18 protein-coding genes and 3 tRNA genes are annotated in these 15,367 nt (G+C 51.4%); 9 read left to right on the top strand and 12 right to left on the bottom strand.

Annotated features, from left to right (window positions below):
• Nucleotides 1–80 precede the first annotated feature (80 nt).
• On the bottom strand, nucleotides 81–569 hold the full coding sequence (locus BKD14_RS07845) for a phage regulatory CII family protein (RefSeq protein ID WP_075655032.1): 489 nt from the start codon (nucleotides 567–569) through the stop codon (nucleotides 81–83).
• 163 nt (nucleotides 570–732) lie between these two features.
• Nucleotides 733–984: a hypothetical protein gene (locus BKD14_RS07840; protein WP_075655030.1), complete on the bottom strand. Its 252-nt coding sequence runs from the start codon at nucleotides 982–984 to the stop codon at nucleotides 733–735.
• 165 nt (nucleotides 985–1,149) lie between these two features.
• On the opposite strand from BKD14_RS07840, the gene BKD14_RS07835 reads away from it, so the two are divergent.
• From BKD14_RS07835 to BKD14_RS07820, 4 genes are all read left to right on the top strand, one after another.
• Entirely contained in the window at nucleotides 1,150–1,755 is a 606-nt protein-coding gene (locus BKD14_RS07835) for a hypothetical protein (RefSeq protein WP_238481608.1), read from the top strand.
• Between the two features lie 129 nt (nucleotides 1,756–1,884).
• Complete coding sequence (locus tag BKD14_RS07830) at nucleotides 1,885–2,103, top strand: hypothetical protein (protein WP_075655026.1); 219 nt, start codon at nucleotides 1,885–1,887, stop codon at nucleotides 2,101–2,103.
• On the top strand, nucleotides 2,103–2,612 hold the full coding sequence (locus tag BKD14_RS07825) for a hypothetical protein (protein WP_075655024.1): 510 nt from the start codon (nucleotides 2,103–2,105) through the stop codon (nucleotides 2,610–2,612). The genes BKD14_RS07830 and BKD14_RS07825 overlap by 1 nt, the downstream gene beginning before the upstream one ends.
• Before the next feature lie 60 nt (nucleotides 2,613–2,672).
• Complete coding sequence (locus tag BKD14_RS07820; protein WP_075655022.1) at nucleotides 2,673–2,879, top strand: helix-turn-helix transcriptional regulator; 207 nt, start codon at nucleotides 2,673–2,675, stop codon at nucleotides 2,877–2,879.
• Nucleotides 2,880–3,016: 137 nt separating this feature from the next.
• On the opposite strand, the gene BKD14_RS07815 is transcribed toward BKD14_RS07820, so the two are convergent.
• Nucleotides 3,017–3,547 (bottom strand): hypothetical protein, encoded by a 531-nt coding sequence (locus BKD14_RS07815; protein WP_075655020.1) that lies wholly within the window; start codon nucleotides 3,545–3,547, stop codon nucleotides 3,017–3,019.
• Nucleotides 3,548–3,867: 320 nt separating this feature from the next.
• On the opposite strand from BKD14_RS07815, the gene BKD14_RS07810 reads away from it, so the two are divergent.
• The 3 genes from BKD14_RS07810 to BKD14_RS07800 are packed head-to-tail and all read left to right on the top strand — an operon-like array spanning nucleotide 3,868 to nucleotide 5,410.
• Nucleotides 3,868–4,131, top strand: coding sequence for a hypothetical protein (locus tag BKD14_RS07810; RefSeq protein ID WP_075655018.1), 264 nt, complete (start codon nucleotides 3,868–3,870; stop codon nucleotides 4,129–4,131).
• A gap of 2 nt (nucleotides 4,132–4,133) precedes the next feature.
• Nucleotides 4,134–4,322, top strand: coding sequence for a hypothetical protein (locus tag BKD14_RS07805; RefSeq protein WP_075655016.1), 189 nt, complete (start codon nucleotides 4,134–4,136; stop codon nucleotides 4,320–4,322).
• Nucleotides 4,322–5,410 (top strand): tyrosine-type recombinase/integrase, encoded by a 1,089-nt coding sequence (locus BKD14_RS07800; RefSeq protein WP_075655014.1) that lies wholly within the window; start codon nucleotides 4,322–4,324, stop codon nucleotides 5,408–5,410. The genes BKD14_RS07805 and BKD14_RS07800 overlap by 1 nt, the downstream gene beginning before the upstream one ends.
• Nucleotides 5,411–5,581: 171 nt before the next feature.
• On the opposite strand, the gene BKD14_RS07795 is transcribed toward BKD14_RS07800, so the two are convergent.
• Both BKD14_RS07795 and BKD14_RS07790 read right to left on the bottom strand, forming a co-directional pair.
• Nucleotides 5,582–5,655: transfer RNA gene (locus BKD14_RS07795), tRNA-Cys, on the bottom strand.
• Between the two features lie 155 nt (nucleotides 5,656–5,810).
• A complete protein-coding gene (locus BKD14_RS07790; RefSeq protein WP_075655741.1) occupies nucleotides 5,811–6,071 on the bottom strand; it encodes a hypothetical protein in 261 nt (86 codons plus the stop codon).
• Nucleotides 6,072–6,553: 482 nt separating this feature from the next.
• Between BKD14_RS07790 and BKD14_RS07785 the strand changes: the two genes are divergently transcribed.
• A tRNA-Asn gene (locus BKD14_RS07785) sits at nucleotides 6,554–6,628 on the top strand.
• A gap of 271 nt (nucleotides 6,629–6,899) precedes the next feature.
• Nucleotides 6,900–6,974: transfer RNA gene (locus BKD14_RS07780), tRNA-Asn, on the top strand.
• Between the two features lie 136 nt (nucleotides 6,975–7,110).
• On the opposite strand, the gene BKD14_RS07775 is transcribed toward BKD14_RS07780, so the two are convergent.
• The 7 genes from BKD14_RS07775 to BKD14_RS07745 all read right to left on the bottom strand — a co-directional run bounded on the left by BKD14_RS07775 (nucleotide 7,111) and on the right by BKD14_RS07745 (nucleotide 15,350).
• Entirely contained in the window at nucleotides 7,111–7,806 is a 696-nt protein-coding gene (locus BKD14_RS07775; protein WP_075655012.1) for a response regulator transcription factor, read from the bottom strand.
• Nucleotides 7,803–10,562, bottom strand: coding sequence for a sensor histidine kinase KdpD (locus tag BKD14_RS07770; RefSeq protein ID WP_075655010.1), 2,760 nt, complete (start codon nucleotides 10,560–10,562; stop codon nucleotides 7,803–7,805). The genes BKD14_RS07775 and BKD14_RS07770 overlap by 4 nt, the downstream gene beginning before the upstream one ends.
• A 31-nt stretch (nucleotides 10,563–10,593) precedes the next feature.
• Nucleotides 10,594–11,157: a potassium-transporting ATPase subunit KdpC gene (kdpC, locus tag BKD14_RS07765; protein ID WP_075655008.1), complete on the bottom strand. Its 564-nt coding sequence runs from the start codon at nucleotides 11,155–11,157 to the stop codon at nucleotides 10,594–10,596.
• An 11-nt stretch (nucleotides 11,158–11,168) separates the two neighbouring features.
• Nucleotides 11,169–13,229, bottom strand: a complete 2,061-nt coding sequence (kdpB, locus tag BKD14_RS07760) for a potassium-transporting ATPase subunit KdpB (RefSeq protein WP_075655006.1) — start codon at nucleotides 13,227–13,229, stop codon at nucleotides 11,169–11,171.
• A gap of 87 nt (nucleotides 13,230–13,316) precedes the next feature.
• On the bottom strand, nucleotides 13,317–13,523 hold the full coding sequence (locus BKD14_RS07755; protein ID WP_075655004.1) for a hypothetical protein: 207 nt from the start codon (nucleotides 13,521–13,523) through the stop codon (nucleotides 13,317–13,319).
• A gap of 9 nt (nucleotides 13,524–13,532) precedes the next feature.
• On the bottom strand, nucleotides 13,533–15,230 hold the full coding sequence (kdpA, locus tag BKD14_RS07750) for a potassium-transporting ATPase subunit KdpA (protein WP_075655002.1): 1,698 nt from the start codon (nucleotides 15,228–15,230) through the stop codon (nucleotides 13,533–13,535).
• A gap of 30 nt (nucleotides 15,231–15,260) precedes the next feature.
• A complete protein-coding gene (locus tag BKD14_RS07745; RefSeq protein ID WP_022711895.1) occupies nucleotides 15,261–15,350 on the bottom strand; it encodes a potassium-transporting ATPase subunit F in 90 nt (29 codons plus the stop codon).
• Between the last annotated feature and the right edge of the window lie 17 nt (nucleotides 15,351–15,367).

The raw sequence follows: 15,367 nt of genomic DNA, 5'->3' as shown, positions 1-15,367 counted from the left end.
CAGCACGGCTTTAGATTTGGCCGCACCATACCGAGAGTGGGAAACAAACGGTTCGGAGCCGTGGAAGCGAAAGTGGCACATCATGCGTCACCGCCTTTTGAAAGCGCGCCATCAACCTTCCGTTGAAATGCTCGAAGCATTTGCACGGCTTCCTCAATTTCAATGTCTATTTGCTGCTTTTCACGGGGTGTGATTGAACCGTCTGCAATCGCCTGCGCGTATTCCTGCATCACATCAGATACAGACTTACTCAGGCGCGACATATCCCCGATATCCGGCAAGGTGTTGCCGAAATTCTGATTGCCAAGCGAAACCAGTTTATAGCCGAGCTGTGCAGCCATGATGGACACAATGCCGTTCGAGCGGGTGTCGAGCATCAAATCCATAGCCACATCAATCGGCATATGGTTGATCGCCTCATCAGGTGCGCCGTATCGAGAAAGCGCAGAGGCATTAACCCGTGTCACTTTTTCAAAAGCAGAAACGCCACCGGCCATTGGCAGCAAACGGCGCACGGCCGCTTTCAGCGCCTGCCTATCATGCTCAGTTGTGGGGCGAATTTTCACCATGACAGAACCTCATAAAAAAGACCTGTCTTCGCGCACACGGGAGCCAAAGCACGAAGACAGGCCAGCATCTGCCGTGGGAGGTGCCGGCAGAGATAAGGGAAAAATCTTTTGTGTGATTTTCGGTGACAGCCGCACTGCTGTCGTGTTTTGTGAGGAGGCACACTCATTGCACCACCTCAGCAACAGAAGGACGAATGATATTCTCAGGCCACACAGCCTTTTCCGGCCAATTGTGAGAAAACCACAGGACCACGTCATCGAATTTTTTAATCGTGAAGGTTCTACCGCCACGAATTCTTGAAAAAAAACGAGCATCAGCAGCGCATTGCCTACCGACCGTTGTCTCCTGCAATCCTATCGCAGCACCATAAATCGTGCCGAGAGTAATGAGAGTATTTGCGAGTTCTTTTTCCATACCCGCACAATAGTTGGTTTAAACCAACTTTCAAGCGGAAATTTCCAATTTTTAACCAGAAGGGATTTCCAATATCTTAAACACATGACAAATTTTAGAGACATTGTTGCTAAACGACTTGAGGAATTAGACCTGGGCCCTGTAGAAGCAGCCGTCCGTGCAGGCATGGAACGCAGCTATATTCGAGATATTGTTGAGGGCCGCAAGAAATCAGTTCGCAATGACAAACTTCAAGACTTGGCAAGAGCACTCAAATTGGATGCCGCTGCCCTTGCAAGCGGCGAACTCGTACGAGTTGACACCCAAGAAGGTCTAAAAGCCACGAATGCACCGGCGGGTTACGTAGCTGTGACAGGCAAAGTTGCAGCTAATACATGGCTAAGCGTTGATGATATGGACTTTAGTTACGACGATGTTGAGTATGTGCCAAGCATAGGAGACTACCCAATCGGCCATCAATTTGGCCTGATTATTGACGGTAACTGCCTAAATAAAATTGCAAATCACGGCGATCGCCTGATCTGCTTGGATGTAATTAAGGCCAATATTGATGTCGTACCGAACGATCTTGTGATCGTTGAACGCAGCCGATTTTCAGGCCAAATGGTAGAGCGGACAGCTAAACGAATTCGCCAAACTTCTGACGGATATGAGTTATGGCCGGAAAGTAATGACCCATCCCACCAAGCACCTATAAAATTAAACGGTGCAAACGAAGATGAAACAGTACGCATCGTCGGAAAAGTCCTCTGGATAGTCAGAAAACCATAAGTATGATTCTCTTATTTTCCAACTCCTTAAGCTCCCCACAATTAAGAAAGTTGGATTAATCCATTTTTACAGTTGACGAGTTGGTTATATCCAACTAGCATTTCATCAAATCAATGATGAGGTGCATTTATGATTATTTATGAAACCAGCCCCGCCCGAACACCCACAGCATGGGATACGCTGACTGTATCTGAAATGGCCGCGACTATGCAGGATATGGATGCTGCAGGCGATCCGGTAACACCAGACAATCTTAGACTGCGCGGCTACTCATCCGAAGATATTACACGCTATGGGCTCAAAGCCGCCCATCTTGCACGTTCTCTCTCTGTCAAAACGGTGATGTGATGAGCATCGCAACAACACTGGAACCACGGCCACACCAGCTCACCGATACCCTCCGCATGAAAATCGCGCGTGAAATCGCGCAAAAACTCTTCGACGATGACCTGATCAACGGTGAGGAAAGCATAATACCATGTGCAAACGATATATCGAACAATGCTTTAATCAGCATGGACGGCTATGAACTTGCCAGAGAATTAGAAGAGCGTTGCGGCTGGATACCGACACTCGAAATCGCGCAAATTCTTGACAACTACGGAGATGATGCACGGAGCGCCATAGATGATCTGCAAAAAGATTGGGTCATCCGGAATAACATACAGCCACCCTATTCTGTCGGCACACGTGTAGCCGTAAAACGCGGCTGGGATGACCGTTGCGGAGTCATCGTTAAAATATTCGAACACGGTCCAGCAAAGTACATCGTCAGGCTTGACGGGCAAAGCGCGACCACTGGTGCAATTGTGAACTTTGAAGACGTTACAACTGAACTGAGCAACCAGCCAACCTAATCACCCCAACAACCAGACACTGCCACAATTGCCGCACCTTCCGGCAGAAGGAGAACTTGTATGCAAATTAAGGTCAATATTAAAACACGTATGGCTGAAGCAGGCATCCGCGGCCGCCAATTGGCACCACTGCTCAATATCACCGAGCCAAATGTCTCCTTGCTCATAAACGGCAAATCCAAATCCATTTCTTACAAGCAGATGGCTACACTGTGCCAAATATTAAATTGCCAGCCCAACGACCTGTTTGAGTTAGTGCAGCCATGACAAAGGAACAGGCAAAGCTCATACACAGCTACAAGCTCCTGCTATCCAGTGTCTGCTGTACGAAGCGCATTACGCTGCAGACTGTAGATCTGCAAGCACTGCTGAATGTCGCCAAGGTTAATCATGTAGCACCACGCTCAACGATTGATTTCACTCGCCTTTTGGTACGTATGCCCTTCAAAGGAGTTCCAATTTTTAAACACCAAATGCCAAAAGGGAATGACCAAACGATCATCTGCGGGCAATTCCATCGCGGCATGCGCATCATTGTAAGCCTTAGCATCAATCGCACACATCGTCGGAGGCTCATCTCCCGTAATGCGAACCATATTACTATACCAATGAGCACATTGCTGCTCATCTGGATTGAGCGTAACTTCAATATCCGCCAGCAGGTTGTAATAATCACGTTGCAATTGTTGATGTGTCCTAGCCATACCACCGAGATCGAAGACCAGCTGAGCCGCAGCTATTATAGCAACGGCCGCACCGATCCAGGATTGCGGAATAGACAGACCGGAGAATATCTCACTGAAAGCAGCCGCACCCAGCAAGACTACTGCGAAATTCATAAATCTATTCAAGCGCTCAAAACGCAAACGTCTGGCCGTGTGATACAGCGCATTTCTGAGAACGTTGAAACGGATATTCTCAAGTCTGTCTTCCATAGTTCCTACTTTCCGGGCTTCGGCGCGCTAGGCCGTGTCGCTGGCTGGCGCGGACCTACACCAGCACCAACTCCACCTGAGGAGGTTGGTCGCGGCTGGCGCGTTCCCAAACTTCAGATTTCATATTCAAGATTTCTATTCATTCAGACCGTTCCTTTGTGCTGTTTCCATGAAGGAATGAGAGGTGATGGATCGCGTTCCCGCGCGATTCATCACCGCCAATCTTGCTGCAAATATTTGATTTTGTCCGTTTATAAGGCCGCAAAAACAGCTCTCTCCCAGCTATTCACAGGCCATGCAGCACTATTGGAGGCAGGCAAATGAAACTGACAAAAAGACAGCAGGCGAAAGCGGACAAGCTGCAGGCCATTTGTGACAAATTCAATGCCTCCTATCCAGTCGGAACAGCCGTGCTTTTGAAAAAGGACGGCCACGACGAATTGTTCCCGACAAAGACACGCAGCACGGCAAAGGTATTGAGCGGCCATTCAGCAGTCATTTGGCTTGAGAATGTGTCGGGCTGCTACCTGCTCGACCGAGTAACGCCAGCAGGCCGCGCAACCTTGGCGCAAGGAGGTAAATAAGCATGGATCACAAAGCCGAAAGAGAGAAAATGCGCTACACCCGCGCGCAAATCCGTAGTGCAGCGATCATTGCCAAAGAACAGGGCGTGAGCGTGCGCCTAGAAGCTGATGGCTCTTTATCAGTGCAACCTGCACCACTCACAGATACCTATCCTCATTTGATTGAACATAAAAATATAGTGCGGCTGTAATGACCAAACTGAGACGCAAACTCCCACCTCATGTTGTGCGTGAAGTGAGCCGCCACGGCAAAGTGAAATATTTTTACAGGATCGGGAAAGGTTTACGCGTGCGCCTGCCCGATGATGTGAACTCACGGGAATTCAAAGAAGGCTACAAGCAGGCTGTAATGGGCTATAAAATCGAAGAAGCCCCGCGTGGTATTCCTGCCCAGCCCTACAGCTTGCGATGGCTTATTGACCGTTATCGCGAAAGCTCCACCTGGAGAGCATTTTCGATTGCAACACAGCGCCAACGAGAGAACATTTTTATTGAGGCAATAAAACGCTCCAATAATACCCGCTACACAGCAATTGACCGCCGCTCGATGGTTATGGCTCTTGAAGCACGAGCTGATACACCTGCCCAAGCTAATCACTTCCTGAAAGCAATGCGAGGCTTGTTCAGTTGGGCGCTCCAAAATGATTACGTGACCATTGACCCAACTGCAGGCGTATTACCATTGAAGTACAAACCCGTGGGCTTCGCACCCTGGACAATGGAGGATCTGCTACAGTTCTATGATAAATGGCCAGTAGGCACCAAAGCCCGCCTTGCTGTTGAGCTACTACTTCATACCGGATTGCGTCGATCTGACGTTGTACGAGCTGGCCGCCAGCACATGCGCGGCAATATTTTCAGCATTAAAACTCAAAAAACCGGTTCCCAGATAACAGTGGAGTTTCCTAAGGCGTTGCTAGACGTAATTTCCGTTACTGAAACCGGCATCAACACATTCCTCATCAGTGAATCTGGTAATGCATTTGAAGTTGCCAGTTTTGGAAACTGGTTCAGAGACAGATGTAATGATGCCGGCATCAAGAAAAGCGCACACGGGTTGCGCAAACTTTCAGCAACTCTATCTGCAGAAGCCGGTGCAGCCACACATGAGCTAATGGCACAATATGGTTGGTCTAATGTTAAACAGGCAGAACTCTACACCAAAGGCGCAGACAGAGTTCGCCTGGGCATTAAAAACTCCAGACGAGTTGCAGACCAGATTGAGAGTGAAATCGCTCTCACCCGCTCAAGAAGAAAAAATAAAAAACAAGCCGATTAAAAACGGAATTTTACAACCATAAATGCCAGCTAATTCTCTAGCTGGCTTTTTAATTTCATTGTTTTTCATGATAGAAATTTAGAGATTATCTACGCACTTTGCCCTCACCTAGTTGGCTAGTGAGGGATTTAAGCAAAATAAATCATATATAACAAATGCTTAGATTTTGGATGGAGGCCTCGCCCGGAATCGAACCGGGGTGCAAGGATTTGCAGTCCTCTGCGTAACCACTCCGCCACGAGGCCATCCGTATGTGGTTGAGTGCTGAATAGGTTAAGCCGCATGACTCGTCAAGTACCCCCGCCATGCTTTCCGCGAAATTTTAAATTTCCTATCAAAATAATGCAGATAGCCGGGATTTTATTCACAGCACATACAATAATCACTCAGAAAAAGCCGGTTACTCATGCTGCTCCGCCTTCTCTGCTTTCTTGCGTGCCCTGTATTCACGCCAGCGGCGCAGCAAACCAACCTCAGACTTGCGTCTGATCCGTCTGATACGGCTGGAATCACGGGAAAGTATGATCAGCCCGAGCGGAAGCATCCAAACGCCGAGCACCGGCAAAAAGCTGAATACGCCACCGACAATAAGCCCGCCGCCGAGGATTCGCCTGAGCCAGACAGACTGCGGGAGCGGCAAATGCTTCCCGAACAATCTGATCCGGTGCTGCGTAGCAGCCTCCCCGCTTTCAGTACTCTGCTGTTCTGCAGCATTATTTATATCAGCATCCGGTTTCAGCAATCTGTCTACCCTGCCTGCACTCTCTCTGTTTATATGCCCCTTATATAAGTGTCCTTTTGTTCAAAAAAATACCACTTCCGTCAAAGCTGCATTTTTCTGAAAATTACGACTGCTGTGAATGGGATTATGAAATGCTCTTCCACCGAGCATCCGGAATCAGAGCGCATAATCATTGCTCCTGATTCCGCAGCTTGTTGCGTGCAATGCACGACGCCAGCAACTCTAAGATGTTGGAAACACTCAAAGCAGCGTCTTTAAACTGCGATATTTCAGATTTTAACACCTGAAATGCACGTCTCATCCACAGTTCCGCTAAAAAGTTGATTGAAAAGCGAAAAAGGGCTTGGCAAAACCAAAATGCTTTTGCTATACGCCAAATCGCTGAAAGCAAGAGCACCTGTTCCTCGGTAGCTCAGCGGTAGAGCAACCGGCTGTTAACCGGTTGGTCGCTGGTTCGAATCCGGCCCGGGGAGCCACTCTTTTCTCATAAAGAGTGTGCATAAAATTTCCATAAGCTAAAATCAGAAATGCCTGTATTGCGTATAGCAGTTCTCGTTTTCACGCATCATCTAATTATTTGAAATAAATGATTTTTATCATTTCCAGATGATAGTCGCTGCCTTTCAAACTGAAAAACAATGCTGCCTGTCATAAATCTGCTTTTTTCCTGTACAATATCAAAATTAGGGCTTGGCAAGAGCATTTTGCGTTGCTATACGGCTGTCATTGCAAATGCAGAGCAACTATTCCTCGGTAGCTCAGCGGTAGAGCAACCGGCTGTTAACCGGTTGGTCGCTGGTTCGAATCCGGCCCGGGGAGCCACTCTTCTTTCAAGAGTTTCAATCTGCACAAATCTCCCGATCAAAAATTATCCTAATTCTATCACTCAGAGTTTCTTGACGCGTATAAAATACGTTTCGCCAGAGACTTTGTAAAATCTCCGGCGAATCCGTCACATTTAAGCGTCCGGCTCACGCAACCGGTAGCCGACACCTGTCTCTGTCAGAATATAAAACGGCTGATCTGGCGAATCTTCGAGTTTCTGACGCAACTGGCGCACATAGACACGCAGATATTGCACATCACTCATGCCGCCCCAGATCTGATTGAGAATGAAACTATGCGTCAGCACTTTGCCTGCGTGCTGCACCATGATCCGCAAAATATCATATTCTTTCGGCGAGAGCTTAATCTCCTGCCCTTTGAGCCGTACGATACGCTTCACCAGATCAACCGACAGTTCACCGGTCTGGAAGACCGGCTTTTCACCCTGCTCCTGCAATTTATGACGTAGTGCCACGCGGATTCGCGCTGCCAGTTCTTTCATGCCAAATGGCTTGGTCACATAATCATCCGCACCAAGCTCGAGTGCTTTGACGATTCCACTTTCATCTGTGCGGCTTGAAAGAATAATCACCGGCAGATCAATCAGTTCCGAACGCCACAGCGTCAGAAGATCATGTCCCGACATATCCGGCAGGCCGAGATCCAGCAGCACCAGATCAGGCCGGTCATCGCGCATAATCTCTCGGGCGATGGCCGCTGATGGTGCCTCAAGGATCAAAAAACCTTCTGTCCCCAGCCCGACGCGCAAAAGTTTACGGATTGGCGGCTCATCATCCACCACAAGGATTTTGACAATATTCTGTGTCATCGGGGAGATAATCCCTCTTCTGTTCCGCTCATCATTTCAGCGCAGCTGCTAAGCGGTAATCGGATTGTAAAAACAGCACCACTGCGACCGCCGTGATCGCTGCGATTGGCCGCTGTAATGGTGCCGCCCATCGCCTCTGTAAAGCCCTTGCAGATTGCCAGCCCAAGCCCTGTGCCGGCACGCACCTGATCGGTTTTGCGCACACGGTAGAAACTGTCGAAAATCCGCATTTCATCACCCGCCGGTATGCCCGCGCCCTCATCACTGATACGCAGCACGATATCACCCTGCTCCGCCTGCCCATGAATATAGACCAGACTGCCTTCCGGTGCGTATTTAGCGGCATTGTCCAGCAAGTTGAACAACACCTGCTCAAACAAAACCGGATCAAGCTTCAGCATCGGCAAATCGGCGGCAATATCGGTTTCAACACGGTGATGTTGCAGAATTTTCGCGGCACGTTTCAAAGCACTGCCGACAATATCCCCCAGATAATGCAGCGATTTATTCGGCTGCATGGCCCCCGATTCAATCCGCGTCATATCCAGCAAATTGGCGATAAAGCGGTTGAGCCGCTCGGACTCATCCACCACAGTTGTCAGCAGTTCTGCACGGTCAGCATCAGGCAGAGAGCCGGAATAGCTCTTTAATGTGTCTGCAGCACCGAGAATGGCAGCGAGCGGCGTTTTCAGATCATGGGAGATCGAGGTCAGCAAGGCCGAGCGCAACCGGTCTGCCTCCACTGCAAGCTGCGCACGATCCAGATCATCCACCAGTTGAATACGCGCAATCGCCAGTGCCGCCTGCTCTGCCAGCGCATCAAACAAACGTTGCTGCTCCGGCGTCAGGATAGGCCCTTGCCGGTCATCATCCAGCCCGACCACACCAATTGTATTACCGACAGCACGCAACGGCAGATAAAGGCGCTTGGCACCAGGCAAGGTGTCTGCTCCTCGTCCTGCAGGATGGTCATGCTCCCACGCCCAGCGGGCAGCAGCAATATCGGCATCGGCAAGCGTATCATCCGGCGGATAACCGGCTCGTACGGAAATAGACGTGTTGGCTGTGCCTTCATCCGGCAACAGCACCACTACCCGCACTTTGAGCAGCGCTGCAATCTGATAGACCGTTGCCCAGAGCACATCTTCCAGCGTACCGGCACCGGCCAGCTTTTTACTGAACTGATACAGCCCTTCCATTGTTCTGGCACGGTTGCGCGCCGCAGCAGCCTGCCTCTGCACACGCGCAGTCAGATTACTGGCGACCAGCGCCACACAAATGAAGAATGCCAGTGCAATCACACTCTCCGGCCCTGCAATATGCAAAGTGTAGAGCGGTGGCAGGAAGAAGAAATTGAAAACAAGCGCACTGACCAGCGAAGCGAACAAGGCAGGCCGCAGACCGGAGGCCACAGCCGTCGCCAGCACGGCCATCAGGAACACCAGCGCGATATTGCGTACATCCAGCACATGATCGAGCAAAGTGCCAACAACCAGCGCAATCACGATATAGCCAAGGCTCAGCAGATAAGGCCGCAGCGAAAATGCTTTTTCCTCTGCGGTCGCCACCTGACGCACCGGCGCAGCCTCCTGCTGCGTACCGGAAATAATATGAATACTGAGATTACCGGCCTTACGGATCAGGTCATGCGAGACTGACCCTTCAAACATTTCACGCAGACGCGACTTATTCGGCTTGCCGATAACAATATGGCTGAAATTATGCGCCAAAGCATAATTGATAATGTCCTGCGCCACATCATGGCCGGTCAGCGTAATAATTTCACCGCCGAGCTGCTCTGCCAGCCGTGAGGTGGCGGCAATACGGTCTTTCTCTTCTTCCGAGAGCGTTGCTGCGCGGGATGTCTCCACATAGAGCGCTGTCCACGGCGTACGCAGCCGGTCGGCCTGTCTGCGGGCATAGCGGATCAGTGCCGCGCCATGCGGCTGTTCATCAATGCAAACCAATACACGCTCACCCGCCGACCAAGGGCCAGAAATGGCATTGGCCTGCATATGGCTCAGCAACTGATCATCCACACGCTGCGCCGTGCGCCGCAAAGCAAGTTCGCGCAATGCTGTGAGATTACCGGCAGAGAAGTAATTCTGTGTGGCGCGTTTCGCCGTCTTGGGCAGATAGACCTTGCCTTCTTTCAGGCGCTTAATCAGGTCTTCCGGCGTAATATCAACGATCTCAATATCATCTGCACGGTCGATAATACTGTCCGGCACGGTTTCGCGCACACGGATACGGGTGATCTGCGCCACCACATCATTGAGGCTCTCGACATGCTGAATATTCAGCGTGGTATAAACATCAATCCCGTTGGCAAGCAGTTCCTCAACATCGAGATAACGCTTGGGATGACGGCTGCCCGGAGCATTGGTATGCGCCAGCTCATCCACCAGCACCAGCTTGGGATGACGCGCCAGCACAGCATCGAGATCCATTTCCTCCAGCACATGGCCTTTATAATCGACACGCGCACGGGGAATGATCTCATAACCTTCGGTCAGAGCCTGTGTTTCCTGACGACCATGCGTCTCGACAACCCCGATCACCACATCCTCGCCGTCAGTCAAAAGACTACGGCCGGACATCAGCATTTCATAAGTTTTACCAACGCCCGGAGCCGCCCCGAGAAAAATCTTGAGGCGGCCGCGTGTTTCCTGTTCGGCTTTGGCGAGCAGCGCATCCGGTGACGGTCTGTTGTCACCATTGCGCATGCTTTCCTGCAGCTGACTGTCATCATTCATCAATTATGATCCGGACTCTGCATGTTCTGTCTTATTTAACCTGATCCAGTGCGAGATTAAGCGCAAGCACATTCACAACCGGCTCGCCCAGCACGCCCAGCAAACGCTCCTGTATCTGAGCATCCACCAGTGTTTTGAGCTTGGCCTCATCCAATCCGCGTGCCTTGGCAATGCGCGGTATCTGGAACAAAGCCGCTTCCGGCGTAATATGCGGATCAAGCCCGCTGCCGGATGCAGTTACCAGATCAACAGGCACCGGCTGGTTTGGATTCTCAGACTTCAGTTTGGCCACATCTGTCTTTACGCGATCCAGTAACGCAGCGCTGGTTGGCGCCAGATTGGAACCACCGGACGATGCAGCATTATAGCCATCACCAGCCGCACTCGGGCGACCGTGGAAATAACGATCAGACGTAAATTGCTGACCGATCAGTGATGAGCCGATCACCTTATTGTCCTTCACGATCAGACTACCATTGGCCTGAGAGGGAAACAGGGTCTGCGCCACACTGGTCATAGCCAGCGGATAGGCAATACCGGTGATTACGGTCAGACTGACAATCATCACCACAGCAGGACGTAATTGTTTCAACATGGGTTTATTCCTTACACCAGAGCCAGAGCGGTAATCGCCATATCAATCAGCTTGATCGCTACGAAAGGCACGATAATCCCGCCAAGACCATAGATCATCAGATTGCGGCTCAGCAGTGCACCCGCACCAACCGCCTGATATTTAACCCCGCGCAGTGACAGCGGGATCAGCGCCACGATAATCAACGCATTGAAGATGATGGCCGAGAGAATGGCACTCTGCGGACTATGCAGCCCCATAATGTTCAGCACACCGAGCTGCGGGTAGAATGCGAGGAACATTGCCGGAATAATCGCGAAATATTTGGCAATATCATTGGCAATCGAGAAAGTTGTCAGCGCACCGCGTGTCATCAGCAATTGCTTGCCGATTTCCACAATCTCAATCAGCTTGGTCGGGTCGCTGTCGAGATCAACCATATTGCCCGCTTCACGCGCAGCTACCGTACCGGTATTCATCGCCACGCCCACATCAGCCTGTGCCAGTGCCGGCGCATCATTGGTACCGTCACCGCACATTGCTACCAGCTTGCCTTTGGCCTGCTCCTCACGGATCAGCGACAGCTTGTTCTCCGGTGTTGCTTGCGCAAGGAAGTCATCCACGCCCGCTTCTGCGGCAATCGCCGCAGCCGTCATCGGATTATCACCGGTAATCATCACCGTGCGGATGCCCATGCGGCGTAGTTCTGCAAAACGCTCACGGATACCGCCTTTGACAATATCCTTCAGCGAGACAACGCCCATCAGTTGCCCGTCTTTGACCACAGCCAGCGGCGTACCGCCCGCCTTGGCAATCTGCGCGGCAATCGACTGGATTTCCTGTAGCTGGGCAGGTGTAGAAGCTTTACTGCCTTCTGCTTCAACATATTTCAGCACCGCATCTACAGCACCTTTACGGATGATACTGCCATCCACATCCACACCGCTCATACGGCTTTGTGCGGTGAAAGGCACAAAGCTTGCATGGAGGCTTGCCATATCGCGGGCACGGATACCGTATTTCTCTTTAGCCAGCACAACGATCGAGCGGCCTTCCGGTGTCTCATCGGCCAGTGAGGCAAGCTGCGCCGCATCGGCCAGTTGCTGTTCGCTGACACCTGTAATGGCACGAAACTCTGTAGCCTGACGGTTACCAAGCGTAATTGTGCCGGTTTTATCTAGGAGCAGCGTATCCACGTCACCGGCAGCTTCCACCGCACGGCCGGACATTGCCAGCACATTAAACCGCACCAGGCGATCCATACCGGCAATACCAATGGCGGAGAGCAAAGCGCCGATTGTGGTCGGGATCAGCGTGACGAACAAAGCCACCAGCACAATCACCGGCACGGAACCGCCCGCATAAGTGGCAAAGCTCGGAATTGTCACAACAGCAAGCACAAAGATCAGTGTCATACCGGCGAGCAGAATGTTCAGCGCAATCTCATTTGGTGTCTTCTGGCGTTCTGCGCCTTCGACCAGTGAGATCATCCGGTCAATAAAGGTCGATCCGGCAGCAGCGGTAATACGCACCCGTATCCAGTCGGACAGCACTTGCGTGCCGCCGGTCACCGCCGAACGGTCACCGCCGGATTCACGGATTACCGGCGCGGATTCACCGGTGATAGCCGCCTCATTCACCGAGGCCACACCTTCGATAACCTCACCGTCGGAAGGGATAATGTCTCCGGCTTCCACCAGCACCACATCACCGACTTTAAGGCTGTTGCCCGCAATAACCGTATAATTGGTCTTGCTGTCACCACTCAGCAATTTTGCTTCGGTTTCGGTACGGGTGCGGCGCAGGGATTCCGCCTGCGCTTTACCCCGTCCTTCAGCCACCGCTTCGGCAAAATTGGCAAACAAAATGGTAAACCACAGCCACAGAATGATCTGGAACGAGAAGCCCAGATCCGCTCCGCCACCCGTCAGATCGCGGATAAAGAGCACCGTGGTCAGCACGGTGACAACGGCAACGACAAACATGACCGGATTTTTCGCCAGCACCCGCGGATCGAGTTTGCGAAAAGCACCGCCAATGGCAGGCAGCAGGATTTTGGCATCCAGAATACTGGAAGATTTTGACTGGCTCATGAGAGCCCTCCGTCTTGATTTTATGCAAGTTAATTCAAAACTGCATAGAATTTTCATTGATGTAGAGTGATAAGTTAATGTTTTAACTTAAACTCCGGTCAGCGCCTTCACGAGGAAAACACCGGCCAGCATCGCCAGCACAAGGATCAGCATGATACTGGTGAGTTTGGGACAATCATCCTTGTCCGTGCCGCGCAGATTTTGCTTCTGCGCGGTATTGGAGCCGCACAGATTTTTCTTCTGTGCAGTTTTGGAGCAGAATAATTGCTTCATCAGAAAAGAATTCTTCGCCATCACGCACCTTTAAAACAGCTGACCGGAGAGCATTGCGAAATGCTCGACAACCGGCCCCAGCGCCAAGGCCGGAAAGAAAGTCAAACCGCCGACAATCATCGTCACACCAAAGACCAGACCGACAAACAACGGGCCAGTGGTCGGCAATGTACCGGCAGAGGCAGGAACAGTTTTCTTGGCGGCCAATGAACCGGCAATCGCCAGCACCGGCACGATCAGAAGAAAACGCCCCATCAGCATCGCAAAACCGATGGTGAGATTGTAGAAAGGCGTATTGGCATTGAGACCGGCAAAGGCACTGCCGTTATTGTTGGCACCGGATGAGTAAGCGTAAAGCACTTCGCTGAAGCCATGCGGACCTGCATCCTGAATGCTCGACAGTCCTTGCGGCAAAACCACAGCCAATGCAGCAAAACCGAGAATGGCAAGCGATGGTCCGAGCGTGGCCAGCAGGCTCATCTTGACCTCTTTGGCCTCGATTTTCTTGCCCAGATATTCCGGTGTGCGGCCAACCATCAGACCGGCAATGAAGATCGCCAGAATGAAGAACAGCAACATACCATAGATACCGGCACCAATACCGCCGAGATTTGGAATCTGCATATTGAATAGCGGCACCAGACCACCGAGCGGCATCAGGCTGTCATGCATATTATTGACCGCACCGGTGGAAGCCGCAGTCGTCACTTCTGAGAACAGCGCCGACAGCGCAATGCCGAAGCGCGCTTCTTTGCCTTCCATATTGCCGCCAACAATGCCCAGAACCTGCATCAGCGGATTACCGCCGGATTCAGCCCAATAGAGCACCGAAGTCCCCAGCACCACCAGCACACCGAAGACGGCGAACAATACCCAGCCCTGACGCTGATTGCCGACCATACGGCCGAACACATTGGTCATGGCAGTAGAGATCACGAAAATCGACAGCAGATGGATAAGGTTAGTCAGTGCAGTCGGGTTTTCAAACGGATGTGCCGAGTTGGCATTGAAGAAGCCGCCGCCATTGGTGCCCAGATGCTTGATAATCATCTGCGAGGCTACAGGCCCTTGTGCAATAGTCTGCTGCGCGCCTTCAAGTGTGGTTGCAAGCGTATAGGCATTGAGATTTTGCGGCACACCCTGCCAGACCAGCACAATCGTGCCGATAATGCAGATCGGCAGCAGCACATAAAGCGTGGCGCGGGTCAGATCGACCCAGAAATTGCCGATTGTATTGCTCGAAGAACGGGCAAAACCACGAGTAATCGCCATAGCACCGGCAATACCCACCGCAGCAGAAACAAAGTTCTGCACTGTGATACCGGCCATCTGGGTGAAATAGCTCATCGTGCTTTCACCACCATAACCCTGCCAGTTGGTGTTGGTCATAAAGCTGATGGCCGTATTAAAGGCAGAAGTCGGCTCCACAGCCTGCATACCCGCAGGATTATAAGGCAAAGCCCCTTGCAGGCGCTGCAACAAATAGAGCGCTACAAAACCGGCAATGCTGAACATCAGCAGTGATGCTGCGTAAACCGTCCAGTGTTGCTCTTCTTTTTCATGGGTTCCGGCCAGTTTATAGAGGCCGCGTTCAACCGGTGCGATCACCGGCGAGAGGAAGGTTCGTTCACCGGTGAACACGCGGGTCAGATACCCGCCGACCGGTTTCACCAGCAGAATTGTGAGCCCGAACAGGATCGCAATCTGCAATATTCCGTTGAAAGTCATTGGAAAATACTTTCCGTTTCTAAAACAGTTTTAAAAGCGCTCAGGTCGTGCCAATGCGTAAAGCAGATAGAGGCTGAGCAATGCGGCTACCGAGCCGCCGAGAACATAATCAAACCACATGACGCGCCCTCACAGCC

Source organism: Pseudochrobactrum sp. B5 (assembly GCF_001939785.1).
GTDB classification, from domain to species: Bacteria; Pseudomonadota; Alphaproteobacteria; order Rhizobiales; family Rhizobiaceae; genus Pseudochrobactrum; species Pseudochrobactrum saccharolyticum.
This window is presented reverse-complemented; position numbering and strand designations above follow the sequence as displayed.

What these genes read in the sequence shown, in the direction of transcription:
- BKD14_RS07845 (WP_075655032.1), bottom strand. Translation starts at nt 569, where the DNA reads ATGGTGAAAATTCGCCCCACAACTGAGCATGATAGGCAGGCGCTGAAA.
- BKD14_RS07840 (WP_075655030.1), bottom strand. Translation starts at nt 984, where the DNA reads ATGGAAAAAGAACTCGCAAATACTCTCATTACTCTCGGCACGATTTAT.
- BKD14_RS07835 (WP_238481608.1), top strand. Translation starts at nt 1,150, where the DNA reads ATGGAACGCAGCTATATTCGAGATATTGTTGAGGGCCGCAAGAAATCA.
- BKD14_RS07830 (WP_075655026.1), top strand. Translation starts at nt 1,885, where the DNA reads ATGATTATTTATGAAACCAGCCCCGCCCGAACACCCACAGCATGGGAT.
- BKD14_RS07825 (WP_075655024.1), top strand. Translation starts at nt 2,103, where the DNA reads ATGAGCATCGCAACAACACTGGAACCACGGCCACACCAGCTCACCGAT.
- BKD14_RS07820 (WP_075655022.1), top strand. Translation starts at nt 2,673, where the DNA reads ATGCAAATTAAGGTCAATATTAAAACACGTATGGCTGAAGCAGGCATC.
- BKD14_RS07815 (WP_075655020.1), bottom strand. Translation starts at nt 3,547, where the DNA reads ATGGAAGACAGACTTGAGAATATCCGTTTCAACGTTCTCAGAAATGCG.
- BKD14_RS07810 (WP_075655018.1), top strand. Translation starts at nt 3,868, where the DNA reads ATGAAACTGACAAAAAGACAGCAGGCGAAAGCGGACAAGCTGCAGGCC.
- BKD14_RS07805 (WP_075655016.1), top strand. Translation starts at nt 4,134, where the DNA reads ATGGATCACAAAGCCGAAAGAGAGAAAATGCGCTACACCCGCGCGCAA.
- BKD14_RS07800 (WP_075655014.1), top strand. Translation starts at nt 4,322, where the DNA reads ATGACCAAACTGAGACGCAAACTCCCACCTCATGTTGTGCGTGAAGTG.
- BKD14_RS07775 (WP_075655012.1), bottom strand. Translation starts at nt 7,806, where the DNA reads ATGACACAGAATATTGTCAAAATCCTTGTGGTGGATGATGAGCCGCCA.
- BKD14_RS07770 (WP_075655010.1), bottom strand. Translation starts at nt 10,562, where the DNA reads ATGAATGATGACAGTCAGCTGCAGGAAAGCATGCGCAATGGTGACAAC.
- kdpC (WP_075655008.1), bottom strand. Translation starts at nt 11,157, where the DNA reads ATGTTGAAACAATTACGTCCTGCTGTGGTGATGATTGTCAGTCTGACC.
- kdpB (WP_075655006.1), bottom strand. Translation starts at nt 13,229, where the DNA reads ATGAGCCAGTCAAAATCTTCCAGTATTCTGGATGCCAAAATCCTGCTG.
- BKD14_RS07755 (WP_075655004.1), bottom strand. Translation starts at nt 13,523, where the DNA reads ATGGCGAAGAATTCTTTTCTGATGAAGCAATTATTCTGCTCCAAAACT.
- kdpA (WP_075655002.1), bottom strand. Translation starts at nt 15,230, where the DNA reads ATGACTTTCAACGGAATATTGCAGATTGCGATCCTGTTCGGGCTCACA.
- BKD14_RS07745 (WP_022711895.1), bottom strand. Translation starts at nt 15,350, where the DNA reads ATGTGGTTTGATTATGTTCTCGGCGGCTCGGTAGCCGCATTGCTCAGC.